18 protein-coding genes are annotated in these 16,007 nt (G+C 71.3%); 9 read left to right on the top strand and 9 right to left on the bottom strand.

The window, feature by feature from the left end; genetic code table 11:
• Positions 1–8: 8 nt before the first annotated feature.
• Genes paaE through paaA form a run of 5 tightly spaced genes read right to left on the bottom strand, consistent with a single transcriptional unit; the run spans position 9 to position 3,923 of the window.
• Positions 9–1,163 (bottom strand): 1,2-phenylacetyl-CoA epoxidase subunit PaaE, encoded by a 1,155-nt coding sequence (gene paaE, locus AC1DIW_RS04500; RefSeq protein WP_478106612.1) that lies wholly within the window; start codon positions 1,161–1,163, stop codon positions 9–11.
• Positions 1,164–1,676: a 1,2-phenylacetyl-CoA epoxidase subunit PaaD gene (gene paaD, locus AC1DIW_RS04495; RefSeq protein ID WP_442279037.1), complete on the bottom strand. Its 513-nt coding sequence runs from the start codon at positions 1,674–1,676 to the stop codon at positions 1,164–1,166.
• Positions 1,670–2,521: a 1,2-phenylacetyl-CoA epoxidase subunit PaaC gene (paaC, locus tag AC1DIW_RS04490; RefSeq protein WP_478106611.1), complete on the bottom strand. Its 852-nt coding sequence runs from the start codon at positions 2,519–2,521 to the stop codon at positions 1,670–1,672. The genes paaD and paaC overlap by 7 nt, the downstream gene beginning before the upstream one ends.
• The gene (paaB, locus tag AC1DIW_RS04485) at positions 2,518–2,880 is read right to left on the bottom strand and encodes a 1,2-phenylacetyl-CoA epoxidase subunit PaaB (protein ID WP_478106610.1); all 363 of its coding nucleotides are present in this window, start codon (positions 2,878–2,880) and stop codon (positions 2,518–2,520) included. The genes paaC and paaB overlap by 4 nt, the downstream gene beginning before the upstream one ends.
• The gene (gene paaA, locus AC1DIW_RS04480) at positions 2,877–3,923 is read right to left on the bottom strand and encodes a 1,2-phenylacetyl-CoA epoxidase subunit PaaA (protein WP_478106609.1); all 1,047 of its coding nucleotides are present in this window, start codon (positions 3,921–3,923) and stop codon (positions 2,877–2,879) included. Before paaA ends, paaB begins: the two co-directional genes overlap by 4 nt.
• Positions 3,924–4,015: 92 nt before the next feature.
• Between paaA and AC1DIW_RS04475 the strand changes: the two genes are divergently transcribed.
• Genes AC1DIW_RS04475 through AC1DIW_RS04460 form a run of 4 tightly spaced genes read left to right on the top strand, consistent with a single transcriptional unit; the run spans position 4,016 to position 6,048 of the window.
• Positions 4,016–4,675 carry an N-acetyltransferase family protein gene (locus tag AC1DIW_RS04475; protein WP_478106608.1) on the top strand — a complete coding sequence of 220 codons (660 nt, stop codon included), beginning with the start codon at positions 4,016–4,018 and terminating at the stop codon, positions 4,673–4,675.
• Positions 4,672–5,376: an AzlC family ABC transporter permease gene (locus tag AC1DIW_RS04470; protein ID WP_478106607.1), complete on the top strand. Its 705-nt coding sequence runs from the start codon at positions 4,672–4,674 to the stop codon at positions 5,374–5,376. Before AC1DIW_RS04475 ends, AC1DIW_RS04470 begins: the two co-directional genes overlap by 4 nt.
• The gene (locus AC1DIW_RS04465; protein ID WP_478106606.1) at positions 5,373–5,687 is read left to right on the top strand and encodes an AzlD domain-containing protein; all 315 of its coding nucleotides are present in this window, start codon (positions 5,373–5,375) and stop codon (positions 5,685–5,687) included. Before AC1DIW_RS04470 ends, AC1DIW_RS04465 begins: the two co-directional genes overlap by 4 nt.
• Positions 5,688–5,691: 4 nt before the next feature.
• Positions 5,692–6,048, top strand: coding sequence for an MmcQ/YjbR family DNA-binding protein (locus AC1DIW_RS04460; protein WP_478106605.1), 357 nt, complete (start codon positions 5,692–5,694; stop codon positions 6,046–6,048).
• 28 nt (positions 6,049–6,076) lie between these two features.
• Here the strand turns inward: AC1DIW_RS04460 and trhO are convergent, their stop codons facing one another.
• Positions 6,077–6,940 (bottom strand): oxygen-dependent tRNA uridine(34) hydroxylase TrhO, encoded by an 864-nt coding sequence (gene trhO / locus AC1DIW_RS04455; protein ID WP_478106604.1) that lies wholly within the window; start codon positions 6,938–6,940, stop codon positions 6,077–6,079.
• Positions 6,941–6,968: 28 nt separating this feature from the next.
• On the bottom strand, positions 6,969–7,757 hold the full coding sequence (gene dapB / locus AC1DIW_RS04450; protein WP_478106603.1) for a 4-hydroxy-tetrahydrodipicolinate reductase: 789 nt from the start codon (positions 7,755–7,757) through the stop codon (positions 6,969–6,971).
• Between the two features lie 140 nt (positions 7,758–7,897).
• Here dapB and AC1DIW_RS04445 point away from each other — a divergent pair, with 140 nt between their 5' ends.
• The 4 genes from AC1DIW_RS04445 (at position 7,898) to AC1DIW_RS04430 (ending at position 12,765) form a co-directional block, all read left to right on the top strand.
• Complete coding sequence (locus AC1DIW_RS04445; protein WP_478106711.1) at positions 7,898–9,508, top strand: FG-GAP repeat domain-containing protein; 1,611 nt, start codon at positions 7,898–7,900, stop codon at positions 9,506–9,508.
• A gap of 302 nt (positions 9,509–9,810) precedes the next feature.
• Complete coding sequence (locus AC1DIW_RS04440; protein WP_478106602.1) at positions 9,811–10,422, top strand: polysaccharide deacetylase family protein; 612 nt, start codon at positions 9,811–9,813, stop codon at positions 10,420–10,422.
• Entirely contained in the window at positions 10,419–11,690 is a 1,272-nt protein-coding gene (locus tag AC1DIW_RS04435) for a YncE family protein (RefSeq protein ID WP_478106601.1), read from the top strand. Before AC1DIW_RS04440 ends, AC1DIW_RS04435 begins: the two co-directional genes overlap by 4 nt.
• Positions 11,691–11,733: 43 nt before the next feature.
• Complete coding sequence (locus tag AC1DIW_RS04430; protein ID WP_478106600.1) at positions 11,734–12,765, top strand: cytochrome c oxidase assembly protein; 1,032 nt, start codon at positions 11,734–11,736, stop codon at positions 12,763–12,765.
• Between the two features lie 70 nt (positions 12,766–12,835).
• Here the strand turns inward: AC1DIW_RS04430 and AC1DIW_RS04425 are convergent, their stop codons facing one another.
• Together AC1DIW_RS04425 and rpsO are read right to left on the bottom strand one after the other, a co-directional pair.
• On the bottom strand, positions 12,836–15,088 hold the full coding sequence (locus AC1DIW_RS04425) for a polyribonucleotide nucleotidyltransferase (protein ID WP_478106599.1): 2,253 nt from the start codon (positions 15,086–15,088) through the stop codon (positions 12,836–12,838).
• Between the two features lie 168 nt (positions 15,089–15,256).
• Positions 15,257–15,526, bottom strand: coding sequence for a 30S ribosomal protein S15 (rpsO, locus tag AC1DIW_RS04420; protein WP_030146552.1), 270 nt, complete (start codon positions 15,524–15,526; stop codon positions 15,257–15,259).
• A gap of 242 nt (positions 15,527–15,768) precedes the next feature.
• On the opposite strand from rpsO, the gene AC1DIW_RS04415 reads away from it, so the two are divergent.
• Entirely contained in the window at positions 15,769–15,927 is a 159-nt protein-coding gene (locus AC1DIW_RS04415; protein WP_442279023.1) for a DUF6131 family protein, read from the top strand.
• Positions 15,928–16,007 lie beyond the last annotated feature (80 nt).

Raw genomic sequence — 16,007 nt, 5'->3', positions numbered from 1 at the left:
ACCCGGCGTCAGGCGTCGTAGTCGAGGCTGACCGCGTCGGTGACCGGGTGGCTCTGGCAGGCGAGCACGATGCCGGCAGCCACCTCCTCGGGCTCCAGCGCGTAGTTGCGGTCCATCCGCACCTCACCCGACACGAGTCGCGCGCGGCAGGTGCCACACACGCCGTTGGTGCACGAGAAGGGCGCATCGGGCCGGGCCCGCAGGGTCGCGTCGAGGATCGTCTCCTCGCGGCTCGGCATCGGGATGACCGTCGTGCGCCCGTCGAGGTTGACGGTGACCGTGGCCTCGGGCGGCGCGCCGGCGTCGACGACGACCTTGCGCTTCGGTTCGGTCCCGTCGGCGACGTGGAAGATCTCGTGGTGGATGTGGCGCGGGTCGACGCCGCGTCCCGTCAGCAACGCCTCCGCACCGGTGACCATGCCGAACGGTCCGCAGAGGTACCACTCGTCGACCGACCCGACCGGCAGGAGCGAGCCGAAGATCGTCGCGAGGCGCTCGGTGTCGAGCCGACCGTGGAAGAGCTCGACGTCCTGGGCCTCGCGCGACAGCACGTTGATCAGGTGGAAGCGGCCGGGGAAGCGGTTCTTGAGGTCCTCGAGCTCCTCGAGGAACATGATCGAGCTCGTGCGCCGGTTGCCGAAGAGCAGCGTCGCGCGCGAACCGGGCTCGTCCTCCAGGGCGCTCGTCAGCAGCGAGAGCACCGGCGTGATCCCGGAGCCGGCGGCGATCGCGACGTGATGGCGTATGCCGTCCGCCCGGGTCGCGCACGTGAAGGAACCCTGCGGGGTCATGACCTCGACGACGTCGCCGGGCGAGACGACGTCGTTGAGCCAGTTCGACATCCGGCCCTCGGGCACGCGCGCGGCGGCGACCCGGAGTCGACGCCCGGCGGGGTCGGCGCGACGTGACTGGCAGATCGAGTAGGACTGTCGCACGTCCTCGCCGTTGATCGTCGCGCGGAGCGTCAGGTGCTGCCCGGGCTCGAACGCGAACTCGTCGACGAGCTCCCCCGGCACGGCGAAGGTCACGGCGACCGCGTCCTCCGTCAACCGCTCGACCGAGGAGACGGCGAGGGGATGGAAGCGCGCCCGGTGGCGCGCGGCGGCGGCGGTCGGCGTGGTCGAAGAGAGCTCGGCCGCGGCCGGGGTGGTGACGTCGGTCATTCAGATGGCCTTGAACTCGTCGAAGGGCTCGAGGCACGCGTTGCACCGGCGCAGGGCCTTGCAGGCGGTCGAACCGAAGTGGGCGATCTCGGAGGTGTCGGTGGACCCGCAGTGTGGGCACGCGACGACGTGACGGCTGAGGGTCACGGCGACCGGGCCGTGCGCCTCGCCCGTCGGCACCGGCCCGGGCGGGGCGATCCCGAACCGCTGCAGAGCTGCTCGGCCCTCGTCGCTCATCCAGTCGGTCGTCCACGCCGGCGACAGCTGGGTGTGCACGTCGGCCGCATACCCCTGGCGAGCGGACTCGAAGACGATGCGGGACGCGATGGCCTCCATGGCGGGGCATCCGCTGTAGGTGGGGGTGATCGTCACCACGACCGTGTGCGCTTGCTCGTCGACGTCGACCGACCGGAGGATGCCCAGGTCGGCGATGCTGATGACCGGCACCTCGGGGTCCGGGATGCGCGAGATCACCTGTGCGACAGCAGATTCCGCCGCCACGACACTCACCACGTCGCGCCGGGGTGGGAGCGCGCGATGTGCTGCATCTCGGCGAGGAGGTATCCCATGGGCCGCGAGTGGATGCCGGCACGGCCGCCCCGCGAGCGCCACCGTGACCCGTCGGGCAGCGTCAGGGTCGCCTGCTCGACGACGCGCGCGACCCGGTCGACGACAGCCTGGTGCAGGGTCGAGGGCAGCACGCCGGCGCCGAGACGTGCGGCGAGCACCGACGCTTCGTCGTCGTCGAAGAGCTCCGCGAGGTAGGGCAGCACGCGGTCGAGGGCGGCCTGCATGCGGCGGGAGGACTCCTCGGTCCCGTCACCGAGGCGCACGACCCAGAGCGAGGCGTGGTCGAGGTGGTAGCGCACCTCCTTGAGCGCCTTGCCCGAGACGCCCGCGACGACGTCGTCGGTCGATCCGGTCAGGGCCGTGTGGAGCTCGACCTGGTAGGCCGAGAACCACAGCAACCGGGCCATCTCGTCGGCGAAGTCGCCGCGCTCCTGCTCGACGAGGTGGACGTTGTGCCACTCGCGCTCGTCGCGCAGCATGGCGAAGTCGTCCTCGCCGCGCCCGGTACCGTCGATCGAGCCGACGTAGGGGTAGAGGCCGCGCGCCTGGCCCAGAAGGTCGAGCGCGATGTTGCCGAGCGCCATGTCCTCCTCGATCTGCGGGGCATTCGTCATCCACTCGCCCAGACGCTGGGCGTAGACCATCGCGTCGTCGGCGAGGCCGAGGAGGTAGCCGGCATACGGCTTCGAGCCGGGGTCGGCGCCGGTGTTCTCGGCGGCGCCCGGCAGGGGCTCGCGCTGCGCGGACTCCGAGGCGGAGGTCGCAGCCTCGGTCACATGGTCGCTCATAGGTACTCGACATCCTCGGGCACGTCGTAGAACGTCGGGTGCCGGTAGATCTTGTCGCCGGCCGGGTCGAAGAACGAGTCCTTCTCGGACGGACTGCTCGCGGTGACGTCGTCGGCCTTGACGACCCAGATCGAGACGCCCTCCTGGCGCCGGGTGTAGACGTCGCGGGCGTTGCGCAGGGCGAGCTCGGCGTCCGGCGCGTGGAGGGACCCCACGTGCACGTGCGACAGTCCGCGCTTCCCGCGCACGAAGACCTCCCACAGCGGCCAGCTGCGCTCGGACGGTGTCACGTCCGGCGCCGGCGTCGCCGGCGGCGCCGGGGTCGTCGCACTCGTCGGCGTGGTGTCGACTCCGCTCACGCGGCACTCTCCTCGTGCTTGGCGGGGTGCTTGGCGGCGTACGCGTTGGCCGCCTCGCGGACCCAGGCGCCCTCGTCGTGGGCGCGGCGGCGGTGCTCGATGCGCTCGGCGTTGCAGGGGCCGTCACCGCGCAGCACCTGCCAGAACTCGTCCCAGTCGATCTCGCCGAAGTCGTAGTGGCCGCGCTCCTCGTTCCAGCGCAGCTGGGGGTCGGGCAGGACGATGCCGAGCTTCTCGGCCTGCGGGACCATCATGTCGACGAACTTCTGGCGCAGGTCGTCGTTGCTGAAGCGCTTGATGCCCCACGCCATCGACTGTTCGGTGTGACCACCCTTGGTGGCAGCCTCGCCGGTGTCGGGCGGGCCGAACATCGCGAGCGCGGGCCACCACCACCGGTTGGCAGCGTCCTGGGCCATCGCCTGCTGGGCCTCGGTGCCGCGCATGAGGTTCCAGAGGATCTCGAAGCCCTGCCGCTGGTGGAAGGACTCCTCCTTGCAGACCCGGATCATGGCGCGGGCGTAGGGGCCGTAGGAGCACCGGCAGAGCGGCACCTGGTTCATGATCGCCGCGCCGTCGACGAGCCAGCCGATGGCGCCGCAGTCGGCCCACGTCAGCGTCGGGTAGTTGAAGATCGAGGAGTACTTCTGCTGGCCGCTGTGCAGTCGGTCGAGCAGCTCCTGCCGGTCGATGCCGAGCGTCTCGGCGGCCGAGTAGAGGTAGAGCCCGTGCCCGGCCTCGTCCTGGACCTTGGCGATGAGGATCGCCTTGCGGCGCAGCGACGGGGCGCGGGTGATCCAGTTGCCCTCGGGCTGCATGCCGATGATCTCGGAGTGCGCGTGCTGGGCGATCTGGCGGATCAGGGTCTCGCGGTACGTGTCGGGCATCGCATCGCGCGGTTCGATGCGCTGATCGGCTGCGATGAGGGCGTCGAAGTCGTTCCCGACCGTGTCTCGCTGGTCCTCGTGCACCGCCGACGCGTCATAGGCGTCGGTCTCGGCCGCGTTCAGCGGTTCGTTCGGGTCGATGACGTCGTTGCCATACATGAGTCCAGTATGCGAGATGGGACGGGGGGCGTCCAAAGCCGGGGTGGGCCGGGGCGGACAACGGGCCCGTCCTCGCCTGAGAGGATGCCGGTGTGGCACACGAGCACGCGAATGGACATCAGCACGACCACGGGCACGACCACGGGCACGAGCGCGGGCCCGTCGCCGACGCGTCGGTCCGGGTCGCCCGCGTCTCGGACGCCCCCGCCGTGGGGCTGGTGCAGGCCGTCGTCTTCCGGGAGGCGTATGCCGCCACGCTCGCACCCGAGGTCCTCGCGACGTTCGAGCCGCGGGCCTTCGGGAACGCCTGGCGCGCGACGCTCGAGGGCGCGCAGTCCGGCGACGGCGTGCTGCTCGTCGCCTGCGCGGGCGAGCAGGTCGTCGGGTTCGCGGCGGTCGGCGCCTCCAACGACGCCGACGCCGATCCCGGCACGGCCGAGCTGCTCGTGCTCGGGGTGCACCCCGAAGCGCGGCGCCAGGGGCACGGCTCACGGTTGCTGCACGCGGTCGTCGACACGACGCGCGCCCGTGGCCGGTCCGAGCTCGCCGCGTGGGTGCTGGCCAGCGACGACTCCACGCGGGGCTTCCTCACCGCCGCCGGCATGGTGGCAGACGGCGCGCACCGCGAGCGAGTGGTGGCGCAGGACGGTGGCACCACCGGTGAGATCCGCCTGTCGGCGGCCGTTGTCGACGCCGAGGACGGCGGGGACGGCGGGGACGGCGTGGACGGCGAGGACCTGGAGCGGGCGTGACCGCGGCGGCAGACTTCGGCACCGCTGACCCGGGGGCACGGCGCACCGTCGTGCGCCAGGCGCTGTCGGTGGGCGTCGCGACCGGCGCCTACGGCATCAGCTTCGGGGCGCTCGCCGTCGCTGCCGGGCTGGACACGTGGCAGGCGATGGCGCTGTCGCTGCTGATGTTCACCGGCGGCTCGCAGTTCGCCTTCGTCGGCATCATCGCCAACGGGCTGCACGCTGCGCCGGCGGCGATCGCGGCGTCCTCGATGCTCGGCATCCGCAACGGCCTCTACGCCCTGGAGCTGACGCACCTGCTCGGGGCACGCGGGCCACGCCGGGTTGCCGCGGCCCATCTGACCATCGACGAGTCCACCGCCGTGGCCGTGGCCCAGGACGACGCGCGCACCTCCCGCCTCGGCTTCTGGGTCACCGGCCTGACGGTATTCGCTCTGTGGAACCTCACCACCCTCGCCGGGGCCCTCATCGGCAACCTCATCGGCGACCCGCGCACCTACGGACTCGATGCCGCGGCCTGTGCCGCGTTCACCGCCCTGCTGTGGCCGCGACTGCGCAACCGGGACGCGGTCGCCATCGCCGTCGTGGGCGCCGTCGTGGCGGTCGTGCTGTCGCCGACGATGCCGCCCGGCATTCCCGTCGTCGCGGCGGCAGCCGCCTCGCTCCTGGCCTGGCGGACGCCGCGGAGGGAGGCGCCGTGAGCCTGTGGACCTCCCTGCTGCTCGCCGCCGGCATCGCCTTCGCGCTCAAGCTCGCCGGCCACCTCGTGCCTGCTCACCTGCTCGACGCCCCGCGCGTGCGGCGGATCACGGGCGCGCTGCCCATCGCGCTGCTGGCCGCACTGGTCGCCACCCAGGCGTTCACCGGGGCGGGCGGCGCCCTCGTGCTCGATGCCCGCGCCGTCGCCGTGGCGGTCGCGGTGGTGGCGCTCCTGCTGCGTGCGCCGTTCATCGTCGTCGTCGCGTTGGGCGCCGCCACCGCAGCCGTGCTGCGGGCCCTGGGCTGGGCCTGAGCCGATGGCCGACGCCGACGACGTCCGTCGCCTGGCCCTGGCGCTGCCCGGGGTCGAGGAGATGGCCAGCGACGGCTTCGACTTCCGGGTCGGCAACAAGGGCTTCGTGTGGTCCTGGCCCGAGCGGCGCCCGGGGCAGCGACGGGTCATCCGCACCGACATCGCGGTGCTCTACGTCGGCGACGAGGCCGAGAAGCAGGCCCTCGTGCTCGGGGAGCCGGAGCGCTTCTTCACGACGCCCGCCTACGACGGCGCCCCGCTCGTCATGCTCCGTCTCGAGCAGGTCGACACCGACCGGCTCGCCGAGCTCGTCACGGACGCCTGGCGGATGCGCGCCCCGGCCGAGCTGCTCGACGACTGAGCGCTCCGACCCCTGCCGACGCTCACGCTCACGCGTGGGCGTCGCACACCGGCTGGAGCGGCCGCCCCGGCAGGTCCTCGCGGTTGTGCAGGCGACTCGTCGGCGCGCCGCAGACGTGGCAGGCGGCCCGGTGGACGGCATCGTCGCTGAAGCCCACGGTCATCCGCTCGTCGAAGACGTAGAGGTGACCCTCCCAGAGCCCACGGTCTCCCCGCTCCTCGCCGTAGCGCACGATGCCCCCGTCGAGCTGGTAGACCTCGTCGAAGCCACGTGAGCGCATGAGGCTCGTCAGCACCTCGCACCGGATGCCGCCCGTGCAGTAGGTGACGACCGGACGGCCCTTGAGCTCGTCCCAGCGACCCGCGTCCAGCTCGCGGACGAAGTCGCTCGTGCGCCGGATGTCCGGCACGACTGCGCCCCGGAATCGCCCGACCTGTGCCTCGACGGCGTTGCGTCCGTCGAAGAGCACCACCTCGTCACCGCGCTCGGCGACGAGCGCGTCGAGCTCCTCGGGGCGCAGCCGGGTGCCGCCACCGACGACGCCCTGCGCGTCCACGACGACCTCGTCGGGGACCCCGAACGACACGAGCTCCTCACGGACTTTGACGACCAGCCGCGGGAAGTCCAGGCTGCGGCCCCGGTCGTCCAGCCGGCTCCCGTCACTCCACTTCACGTCGATGTCATGGAACGGCGCATACTCCCGCGTCTTGCGGACGTAGGTCTTGAGGACCGCCACGTCGCCGCCGACCGTGGCGTTGATCCCGTGTGCGGACAGCAGGATCCGGCCGCGCAGGCCCAGGCCCTCGCAGAGGTCGCGCTGCCACAGGCGCAAAGCCTCGGGGTCGGCGAGCGGACGGAACGCATAGAAGAGGACGACCTTCGGGATGGCCACGGCAGACTCGACTGGTGCTCGAACCGGCTCAGGCCAGTCCGAGGTAGTGCTCGAGCCCGACGGTCAGGCCGGGGTGGTCTCCCACGGCGCGCACCGCGGCGATGACGCCCGGCATGAAGCTGACCCGGTCGCACGAGTCGTGTCGCAGCGTCAGCAGCTCCCCCGCGTTGCCGAGCAGCACCTCCTGGTGGGCCGTGAGCCCCCGCAACCTCACGGAGTGCACGGGTATGCCGTCCACCCGGGCGCCGCGGGCGCCGTCGGGGTCGTGCGTCGTCGCGTCCGGCGGAGGTGTGCAGCCGGCCGCGGTCCGGGCCTGCCCGATCATCGCCGCGGTGCGCGCGGCCGTGCCGGAGGGGGCGTCCACCTTGTCCGGGTGGTGCAGCTCGATGACCTCCACCGACTCGAAGAAGGGTGCGGCCTTGGCAGCGAACGACATCATGAGCAGCGCCCCGATGGCGAAGTTCGGCGCGATGAGGACTCCGACCCCGGCGCCGGTCGCAGCGGGAGGTGCGTCGGCGAGCTGTGCGCGGAGGGTCTCGAGCCGCGCGTCGTTCCACCCGGTGGTGCCGACGACGGCGTGGACGCCCCGCTCGACGCAGTGGGCGACGTTGGCCGGGGAGGCGCCGGGGACGGTCAGCTCGACCGCGACCTCCGCCCCACCGAGGTCGCCGAGGTCGTCCCCGGAACCGTAGGCGCCGACGAGGGACAGGCCAGGAGCGCTCTCGACGGCTCGCACCGCCTCGGACCCCATCCGGCCGTTCGCTCCGATGACGGCGACCTTGGTGTCGCGGGACGGCTGGGGTGTCGAGTCGCTCACCCGGCCAGCCTAACGAGCCGACTCGGCCCCGGAGGTGGGGCACCCGGCCTGGCACACGGCATACGGACTCGCGCGTCACACTCCCCCACGGGGAGTGAGGAGTCCGACGCACACTGGAAGGGACCGAGGAAGTGATCCGCATGTTCGTGCGCCTGCCCACCGTCGGCATCCCGGGCCGGCTTCGCTGTCTGGCCCTGGTCCCCCTGATGGCCGTCGGGCTGACGCTGGGGCTCTGGGTGGCACCGGGCGCACAGGCCGCGGTCCTCTTCGGCAACGACGTGTCGTGGCCGCAGTGCCCGACCGCGGTCGGCGGATACGGCGCGCCGATGCCGCCGGAGTCGACGCAGTTCGTCGTCGTCGGCCTGACGAAGGGCCTGCCCTTCACCGAGAACCCTTGCCTCGCCAGCCAGGTCACGTGGTTCCGTGACCGGTCCAAGGCCGCCCAGGCCTACACGATGGCCGGCTTCCCCACCTCCGCCCAGCTGACGGCCTACGGCTCGAGCGGCCCCTGGCGCCCGACGACGCGCGCGGCCCAGCTCTCCAACGTCGGCTACGCCGAGGCGAGGTATGCCGTCGGCTCCCTCGCGAAGGTCGGCTGGCGTCCGCCGGTGGTGTGGGTCGACGTCGAGCCGCGACCCGCCCAGCCGTGGCCCTCGACCGCGGCTGCCCAGCGCCTCGATAACCGGTACGTCATCGAAGGCCTCATGCGCGGCCTGCGGGAGGCCGGCTACGCCTACGGCGTCTACTCCTACGCGGCGGGCTGGCAGGCGGTCACGGGCGACTGGTGGCTCCCCGGCGTGCCGGTCTGGGCTACTGCGGGCAGCCTCGACTACCCGACCGAGGCGCTCGACCGATGCACCCAGGCAAGTTTCTCCGGCGGAACGGTGTACCTGTCCCAGTGGTGGGACGCGACGCGCGACTACGACCGCACGTGCGGCACCAACGCCTTCACGTCCTTGCCGATGCCGTCGTCCTCGCTCTCCAACAGCACGGCCGACTTCAACGGGGACTGGCGCAATGACGTGCTCGCCCGCTGGAGCTCGGGTTCGCTGCGGCTCTACGCCGGCGACGGTCGAGGCTCCCTCGCGCTCAGCGTGGAGATCGGGAGGGGCTGGGACGCCTTCAACCTCATCGACACCGCCGGCGACCTCAACGGTGACGGCGCCCTCGACGTCGTCGCCCGCGTCACCTCCACCGGGGACCTGCTGCTCTACAAGGGGAACGGCACGGGAGGGTGGAACCTGCCGCCTGTCCTGGTGGGTCGTGGGTGGAACATCTTCAACGCCGTGGTGGGTCCCGGTGACTTCACCGGGGACCAGCGAGCCGACCTCCTCGCGCGTCGCACGAGCGACGGCAACCTCTACCTCTACGCCGGGACCGGCACCGGCGGGTGGCGCACCCCTGTGGTCGTCGGCCGCGGGTGGAACGTCATGAGCGCGATCGTCGGACCCGGCGACCTCACCGGCGACGGTCGCGCCGACCTCCTCGCGAGGGAGAGCTCGACGGGCTACCTGTGGCTCTACCCGGGGAACGGTTCCGGCGGCTTCTTACCCCGGGTCCGGGTCGGATCGGGCTGGAACGTCATGACGGCGATCGTCGGCGCCGGTGACCTCACCGGCGACCGGGCTGCCGACCTCCTGGGGCGCGACGGGTCCGGCCAGCTGTGGCTCTACCCGGGGAACGGTTCCGGCGGCTGGGGTCCTCGGTCCCTGGTCAGCACCGGGTGGAACATCGCGACGGCGATCCTGTGACCCGCGAACGCGGGGGCCGCACGGCGTGGTCCCAGCCGACCTTCAGCGCGTTGGGCCATGATGCCCTGGTGTCTGAAGAGTCTCATGTTGTCGGTCGCCGGGCGCTGATCGGCGGCGGTCTGGCCTCCGCGGTCGGCCTCGGCCTCGCTGCCTGCTCGACGAACGGTTCCGAGGTCGATGGACCGGAGCCCTCCTCGTCCGCGACTGCGGGCAGCCCTGCGGCCCCCGCCCCGTCCTCGGCTCCCAAGCCCGGGACGTCGGCACCGACCAGCTCGCCGGCGCAGGCGTCTTCGGTTCCCGCTGTGCTGCGCACGCCGGGCGACGACATCCGGCAGGGCAGCTCGTCGGTCCCGGCCGTGGCGCTGACCTTCCACGGTGCGGGCGACCCGGCGCTGACGCATCTCGCGCTCCAGATCCTCAGCGATCACGGTGCCCACGTGACGGTCTTCGCCGTGGGCACGTGGCTCTCGGATCACCCGGAGCTCGGTCGCGCCATCGTGGCTGCAGGCCATGACCTCGGCAACCACACCTGGTCGCACCAGACCCTCCCCCGGCTGTCGGCGGCAGCGGCCACGGCCGAGATCGAGAAGGGCGCGAAGGCCGTCGCCGCGATCGACGGGTCCTCCCCCTACCTGTTCCGTCCCTCGGGCACGCCCACCTCGACGCCCACGATCAGGGCGGCCGCCCGTGCCAGCGGCTACGCGCGCTGCATCTCCTTCGACGTCGACCCCGCGGACTACCAGGACCCGGGCTCCGCCGCCGTCGCGGCGCGAACGCTCGACGCCGTGCGCGCCGGATCCATCGTCAGCCTGCACCTGGGGCACCCCGGGACGATCCAGGCCCTGCCGACCATCCTCGCCGGTCTTGCCTCACGCGGCCTCCATGCCGTCACCATGACGAGGCTGGCCGCATGACCGGGGCACGAGCGGGCCGCTCCCTCTTTCTCGTGGTGGGCGCTGCCGCCCTGCTCTCCGTCGCGGCCAGCGGGTGCACGAGCCCGCAGACGGGCACGGAGGCCCAGACCTCGGTCATCCGGACGTCCAGTCCCGTCACGCCCACCACCACCCCGACGAGTGGGGCCCAGCAGCGGTCCGCCACGACGACGGAGGCGCCCGAGGGGCCCTACGCGCACGCCGGCGCCAACGCGCTCACCGGCGCGGCGCTGCACGCCAAACGGCTGGTCTACGTGCCGAACCAGGTGGCGGGAACGCTCGAGGTGATCGATCCCGACACGCGGCGCGTCATCAAGCACGTCCGGGTCCCGAGCTCGCCCGAGCACGTCGTGCCCAGCTGGGACATGACCCGCCTCTGGGTCAACTCCGACAAGGGCGATGCCCTCACCCCCATCGATCCGGCCACCGGAGAGGTCGGCCGGCCGGTCGCGGTCCGCGACCCCTACAACCTCTACTTCACCCCCGACGGCAAGTACGCCCTCGTCATGGCCTCGCGGTTCCGGGCCATCGACGTGCGCGACGCGCACACGATGAAGCTCGTGCGGTCGCTGGCCGTGCCGACCTGCGCGGGCGTCAACCACGCCGACTTCACCGCCGACCTCAAGACGTTCGTCGCCAGCTGCGAGTTCAGCGGCCGTCTCGTCGTCGTCGACGCGGCGGCCACGCACGTGGAGAAGGTCATCGACCTCAACCAGGTGAAGACGCCGGGCGCGACGCCCCCCAACAGCCCCATGGGTGGTCCGCGAAACGAGCTCGCCAAGGGCGCCACGGCGATGCCGCAGGACGTGCGGCTGACGCCGGACGGCCGATGGTTCATGGTGGCCGACATGCTGCGCAACGGCGTGTGGTTCATCAACTCGGCCACCTTCACCTACGACCACTTCGTGCAGACCGGCATGGGCGCCCACGGCATCTACCCCTCCCGGGATGCGCGCCGCCTCTTCGTCTCCAACCGCGACGAGGGATCGATCACCGTCTTCGACGCCGCGACCGACCGACCCGCGACGACGTGGAAGCTGCCGGGCCACGCCACTCCCGACATGGGCGGGGTCACCGCTGACGGCTCACAGCTGTGGCTGAGCGGACGCTACAGCGCGGAGGTCTACGTCATCGACACGCGCGACGGCCACCTCATCGCGCGGATCCCCACCGACGCGGGCCCCCACGGGCTGCTGGTCTGGCCGCAACCCGGCCGTTTCTCGCTCGGCCACACGGGGAACACGCGATGACGGCGGCCGCGCTCCCACCACAGGTCGGGCGGCGCCACCAGCGGTGAGCACCTTCACCCCGAGCGACCTGCTCACGGCGTGGACCGCCGACCCCGAGGGTCTGGCGCTGTGCCTGCTTGCGGTGGTGCCCTACGCCCTTCTTTTGCGACGCGCCGCCAGTGCCGGTTCGCGACCGGCGGCGGGGCGCATCGTCCTCTACGCCGTCCTCGGCGTCGGCACCCTCGCGTACGCCACCTGCGGTGCGCCGGCGGTGTTCCGGGCGGACGTCTTCTGGCTCGGTGCCCTCCGGGTCGGGGTGCTGGCGACGGTGACGCCGATCGGCCTCGCCCTCGGCGACCCCGTCGGCGTGCTTCAGCGCCTGCACCCTGACGGGGACCACGTCCTGCTGCGGGTCCTCCACGGGCGGGTCGCCCGGGTGCTCACCTTCCCGGCGGTGAGCACCCTGCTCGCGACCGGCACGCTGCTCCTCGTCTTCGTGACGCCGGTGTTCGTCCGCTCCGTCACCTCGCCGGCCGCCGGCGTCGTGCTCGACCTCGTCCTCCTCGGCACGGGGCTGATCTTCGTCGTGCCCCTGCTCGCCGACGACCTGCTGCCCGCCTGGGCCACGCCACCGGTCCGCACCTTCCTCGCCTTCGTGGACGGCCTGCTGGACGCCGTGCCCGGCATCGTGGTGATGACTGCCACGACGCTGCTCTCCCCCGGCTACCCCGGCTTCTCCAGTGGTGTCAGCGGCCTGGACCCGCTGCTCGACCAGCGACTGGGTGGCGGCGCCCTGCTCGCCGTGGCCGAGTCGGTGGGGCTGCCGGTCATCGCTGCCGTCTTCCTCGAGTGGGTGCGAAGCGACGAGCGGGACGCTCGCGCCTCCGACCTCCTCGAGGACGAGAATGCCCGGGCAGCGACGGTCCAGCCGCACCACGAGACCTCCCCAACCGGCGGGGTCGGCGCGGCCACGCCGGCGTCCCCGGACACGGGCGGCTCCGGCCTGTGGTGGGAGCAGGACCCGCGGCTGGCCGGGCGCTACCGCCGGTCCACCTCGGGGACGGGCTCCGGGGTGGACGACGACGCGACCCCGTGACGCCCGCTGGACACGCGAACGGCCCGCCACCCCCTTTGGGGTGACGGGCCGATCGTGACCGGAAGGTCGCTCAGGCGTCAGCGGACTCCGTGGACGGAGCCTCCGCCGCAGAGTCGCCGCTGTCACCCTCGGGGAGGACCGCCGCGAGGCTGAGCTTGCCGCGCGGGTCGATCTCCTTGAGCTCGACCTGGATCTTCTGGCCGATCTTGACGACGTCGTCGACGTTGTCGATCCGCTTGCCACCGACGAGCTTGCGCACCTCGGAGATGTGCAGCAGACCGTCCTTGCCGGGCAGCAGCGAGACGAAGGCGCCGAAGGTCGTCGTCTTGACGACCGTGCCCAGGAAGCGCTCCCCGACCTCGGGCATCGTCGGGTTGGCGATGGCGTTGACCGCCGCGCGGGCCGCCTCGGCCGAGGGGCCGTCGACCGCACCGATGAACACCGTGCCGTCGTCCTCGATCGAGATGTCGGCGCCCGTGTCGTCCTGGATCTGGTTGATCATCTTGCCCTTCGGGCCGATGACCTCACCGATCTTGTCGACGGGGACCTTCACCGTGATGATGCGCGGGGCGTACGGGCTCATCTCGTCGGGCACGTCGATGGCCTCGGCCATGACGTCGAGGATGTGCAGACGCGCGTCGCGGGCCTGGGTCAGCGCGCCGGCGAGGACCGAGGCGGGAATGCCGTCGAGCTTCGTGTCGAGCTGGATGGCCGTGACGAACTCCTTGGTACCGGCGACCTTGAAGTCCATGTCGCCGAAGGCGTCCTCGGCACCGAGGATGTCGGTCAGGGCGGCGTACCGCGTCTCACCGTCGACCGTGTCGGACACGAGGCCCATCGCGATGCCGGCGACCGGGGCGCGCAGCGGCACACCGGCGTTGAGCAGCGAGAGGGTCGAGGCACAGACCGAACCCATCGACGTCGAGCCGTTGGAGCTGAGCGCCTCGGACACCTGACGGATCGCGTACGGGAACTCCTCGCGCGTCGGCAGGACCGGCATGAGGGCCCGCTCGGCGAGCGCGCCGTGACCGATCTCGCGGCGCTTCGGCGACCCGACGCGGCCGGTCTCACCGGTGCTGTAGGGCGGGAAGTTGTAGTTGTGCATGTAGCGCTTGCGCGTGACGGGGCTCAGCGTGTCGAGCTGCTGCTCCATCTTGAGCATGTTGAGCGTCGTGACACCCATGATCTGGGTCTCGCCACGCTCGAAGATCGCTGAGCCGTGTACGCGCGGAAGCACCTCGACCTCGGCGCCCAGGGCGCGGATGTCGGCGAGGCCACGGCCGTCGATGCGGACCTTGTCGCGCAGGATGCGCTCGCGGATGAGCTTCTTCTGCACGGAGCGGAAGGCTGCGGAGATCTCCTTCTCGCGCCCGGCGAACTGCTCGGCCAGCTGCACCTTGACGGCGTCCTTGACCTCGTCGAGCCGGCTCTCGCGCTCGGACTTGCCGGCGATGGTCAGCGCTGCGGCGGTGTCACCGGCCGCGGCGGCCTCGACAGCGGCATACACGTCGTCCTGGTAGTCCAGGAAGATCGGGAAGTCCTGCACCGGCTTCGCAGCCTTGGCGGCGAGCTCGGCCTGGGCCTCGCACAGCACCTTGATGAACTTCTTGGAGGCCTCGAGGCCTTCGGCGACGACCTCTTCGGTCGGGGCCTGCTTGCCCTCGGTCTTGACGAGGTCCCACGTCGACTCGGTCGACTCGGCCTCGACCATCATGATCGCGACGTCGTCGCTGCCGTCGGTGTGCTTGACGACGCGACCGGCGACGACCATGTCGAACACCGAGCGCTCGGCGTCGGAGAAGTTGGGGAACGCGACCCACTGGCCGTCGATGAGCGCGACACGCACGCCACCGACGGGGCCGGAGAACGGCAGACCGGAGATCTGGGTCGAGGCCGACGCGGCGTTGATCGCGAGCACGTCGTACTGGTGGTCGGGGTTCAGGGAGAACACCGAGATGACGACCTGGACCTCGTTGCGCAGACCCTTCTTGAAGGTCGGGCGCAGCGGCCGGTCGATGAGGCGGCAGGTGAGCACGGCCTCAGTCGAGGGACGACCCTCACGACGGAAGAAGCTCCCGGGGATCTTGCCGATGGCATACATGCGCTCTTCGACGTCGACCGTCAGCGGGAAGAAGTCGAACTGGTCCTTGGGCTGCTTGCCGGCGGACGTGGTGGACAACAGCATCGTGTCGTCGTCGAGGTACGCCGCGACGGCGCCGCCGGCCTGCTTGGCCAGGCGTCCCGTCTCGAAGCGGACGGTGCGGGTGCCGAAGGAGCCGTTGTCGATGACGGCTTCGGCGAAGGTGATGTCTGGACCCTCCATGTGGGCCCTCGCTTTCTTTTTTCTCATGTGCCACGCACATCGTCGTTGTGTGCGGGGTTCCTTCTTCGGGCCGGCTGGCCCTGGTGCGGTACCGACGGACGTCGGACGCCTGCACCTACGACGAAAGGCGGTCTCCGCAGGACGCGGTGACCGCCTTTCGTCACGAACTCATCGACGCAGGCCGAGTCGCTTGATCAGCGAACGGTAGCGCTCGATGTCGGTCGCCTCGAGGTAGCGCAGCATGCGCTTGCGGCGGCCGACCAGCAGGAGGAGACCACGACGGCTGTGGTGGTCGTGCTTGTGGGCCCGAGAGTGCTCGGTCAGGTCCTTGATGCGCTGCGTCAGCATCGCGATCTGGACCTCGGGAGAGCCGGTGTCGCCCTCGACCGTGGCGTACTCGGTCATGATCTGCTTCTTCACGTCAGCGTCCAAAGGCATGGATGAACCGACTCCTTCTCATTCTCGTTGCGCGGTGCTCCAGGGCATGTCCACCTGGGCGCTATCGATCCGCGGCCGGTCAACGGCGTCTCCAAGGGTAACAGCGCGCCACGCGCGGCCCCTAATCGACCCGACCGGGGTGCGTGACCGTTTCGTGACCATTGCGACGTTCGGGGACGGCCCCAGCGTGGGTATGAGATGCGTTGCTCGGGGAAACCATCTTGAAGGAGCTAAGCGACACCATGATCGTTCTCGGACTCATCTTGCTGATCATCGGACTTCTGGTGAAGTCCCTCAGCATCCTTGTGACCATCGGCGCCATCATCCTGGTCGTTGGCATCGTGCTCTTCGTGCTCGGCGCGACGGGTCGTGCCATCGGCGGCCGGAAGCACTGGTACTGATCGGTCGCAGCAACCGGCAAGTGCAGGACGCCCCCGCGGAATCCGCGGGGGCGTCCTGCTGTGTCGGCTCGGGAGCCGGT

Source organism: Terrabacter sp. 01T434, from assembly GCF_056398545.1.
Note: the sequence above shows the minus strand (reverse complement) of the source record. Positions and strands in the feature narration are given on the sequence as shown.

Coding starts and splice junctions, on each gene's coding strand:
- paaC (WP_478106611.1), bottom strand. CDS start 2,521: ATGAGCGACCATGTGACCGAGGCTGCGACCTCCGCCTCGGAGTCCGCG.
- AC1DIW_RS04415 (WP_442279023.1), top strand. CDS start 15,769: ATGATCGTTCTCGGACTCATCTTGCTGATCATCGGACTTCTGGTGAAG.
- AC1DIW_RS04460 (WP_478106605.1), top strand. CDS start 5,692: ATGGCCGACGCCGACGACGTCCGTCGCCTGGCCCTGGCGCTGCCCGGG.
- AC1DIW_RS04435 (WP_478106601.1), top strand. CDS start 10,419: ATGACCGGGGCACGAGCGGGCCGCTCCCTCTTTCTCGTGGTGGGCGCT.
- AC1DIW_RS04425 (WP_478106599.1), bottom strand. CDS start 15,088: ATGGAGGGTCCAGACATCACCTTCGCCGAAGCCGTCATCGACAACGGC.
- rpsO (WP_030146552.1), bottom strand. CDS start 15,526: ATGCCTTTGGACGCTGACGTGAAGAAGCAGATCATGACCGAGTACGCC.
- paaA (WP_478106609.1), bottom strand. CDS start 3,923: ATGTATGGCAACGACGTCATCGACCCGAACGAACCGCTGAACGCGGCC.
- AC1DIW_RS04445 (WP_478106711.1), top strand. CDS start 7,898: ATGTTCGTGCGCCTGCCCACCGTCGGCATCCCGGGCCGGCTTCGCTGT.
- paaE (WP_478106612.1), bottom strand. CDS start 1,163: ATGACCGACGTCACCACCCCGGCCGCGGCCGAGCTCTCTTCGACCACG.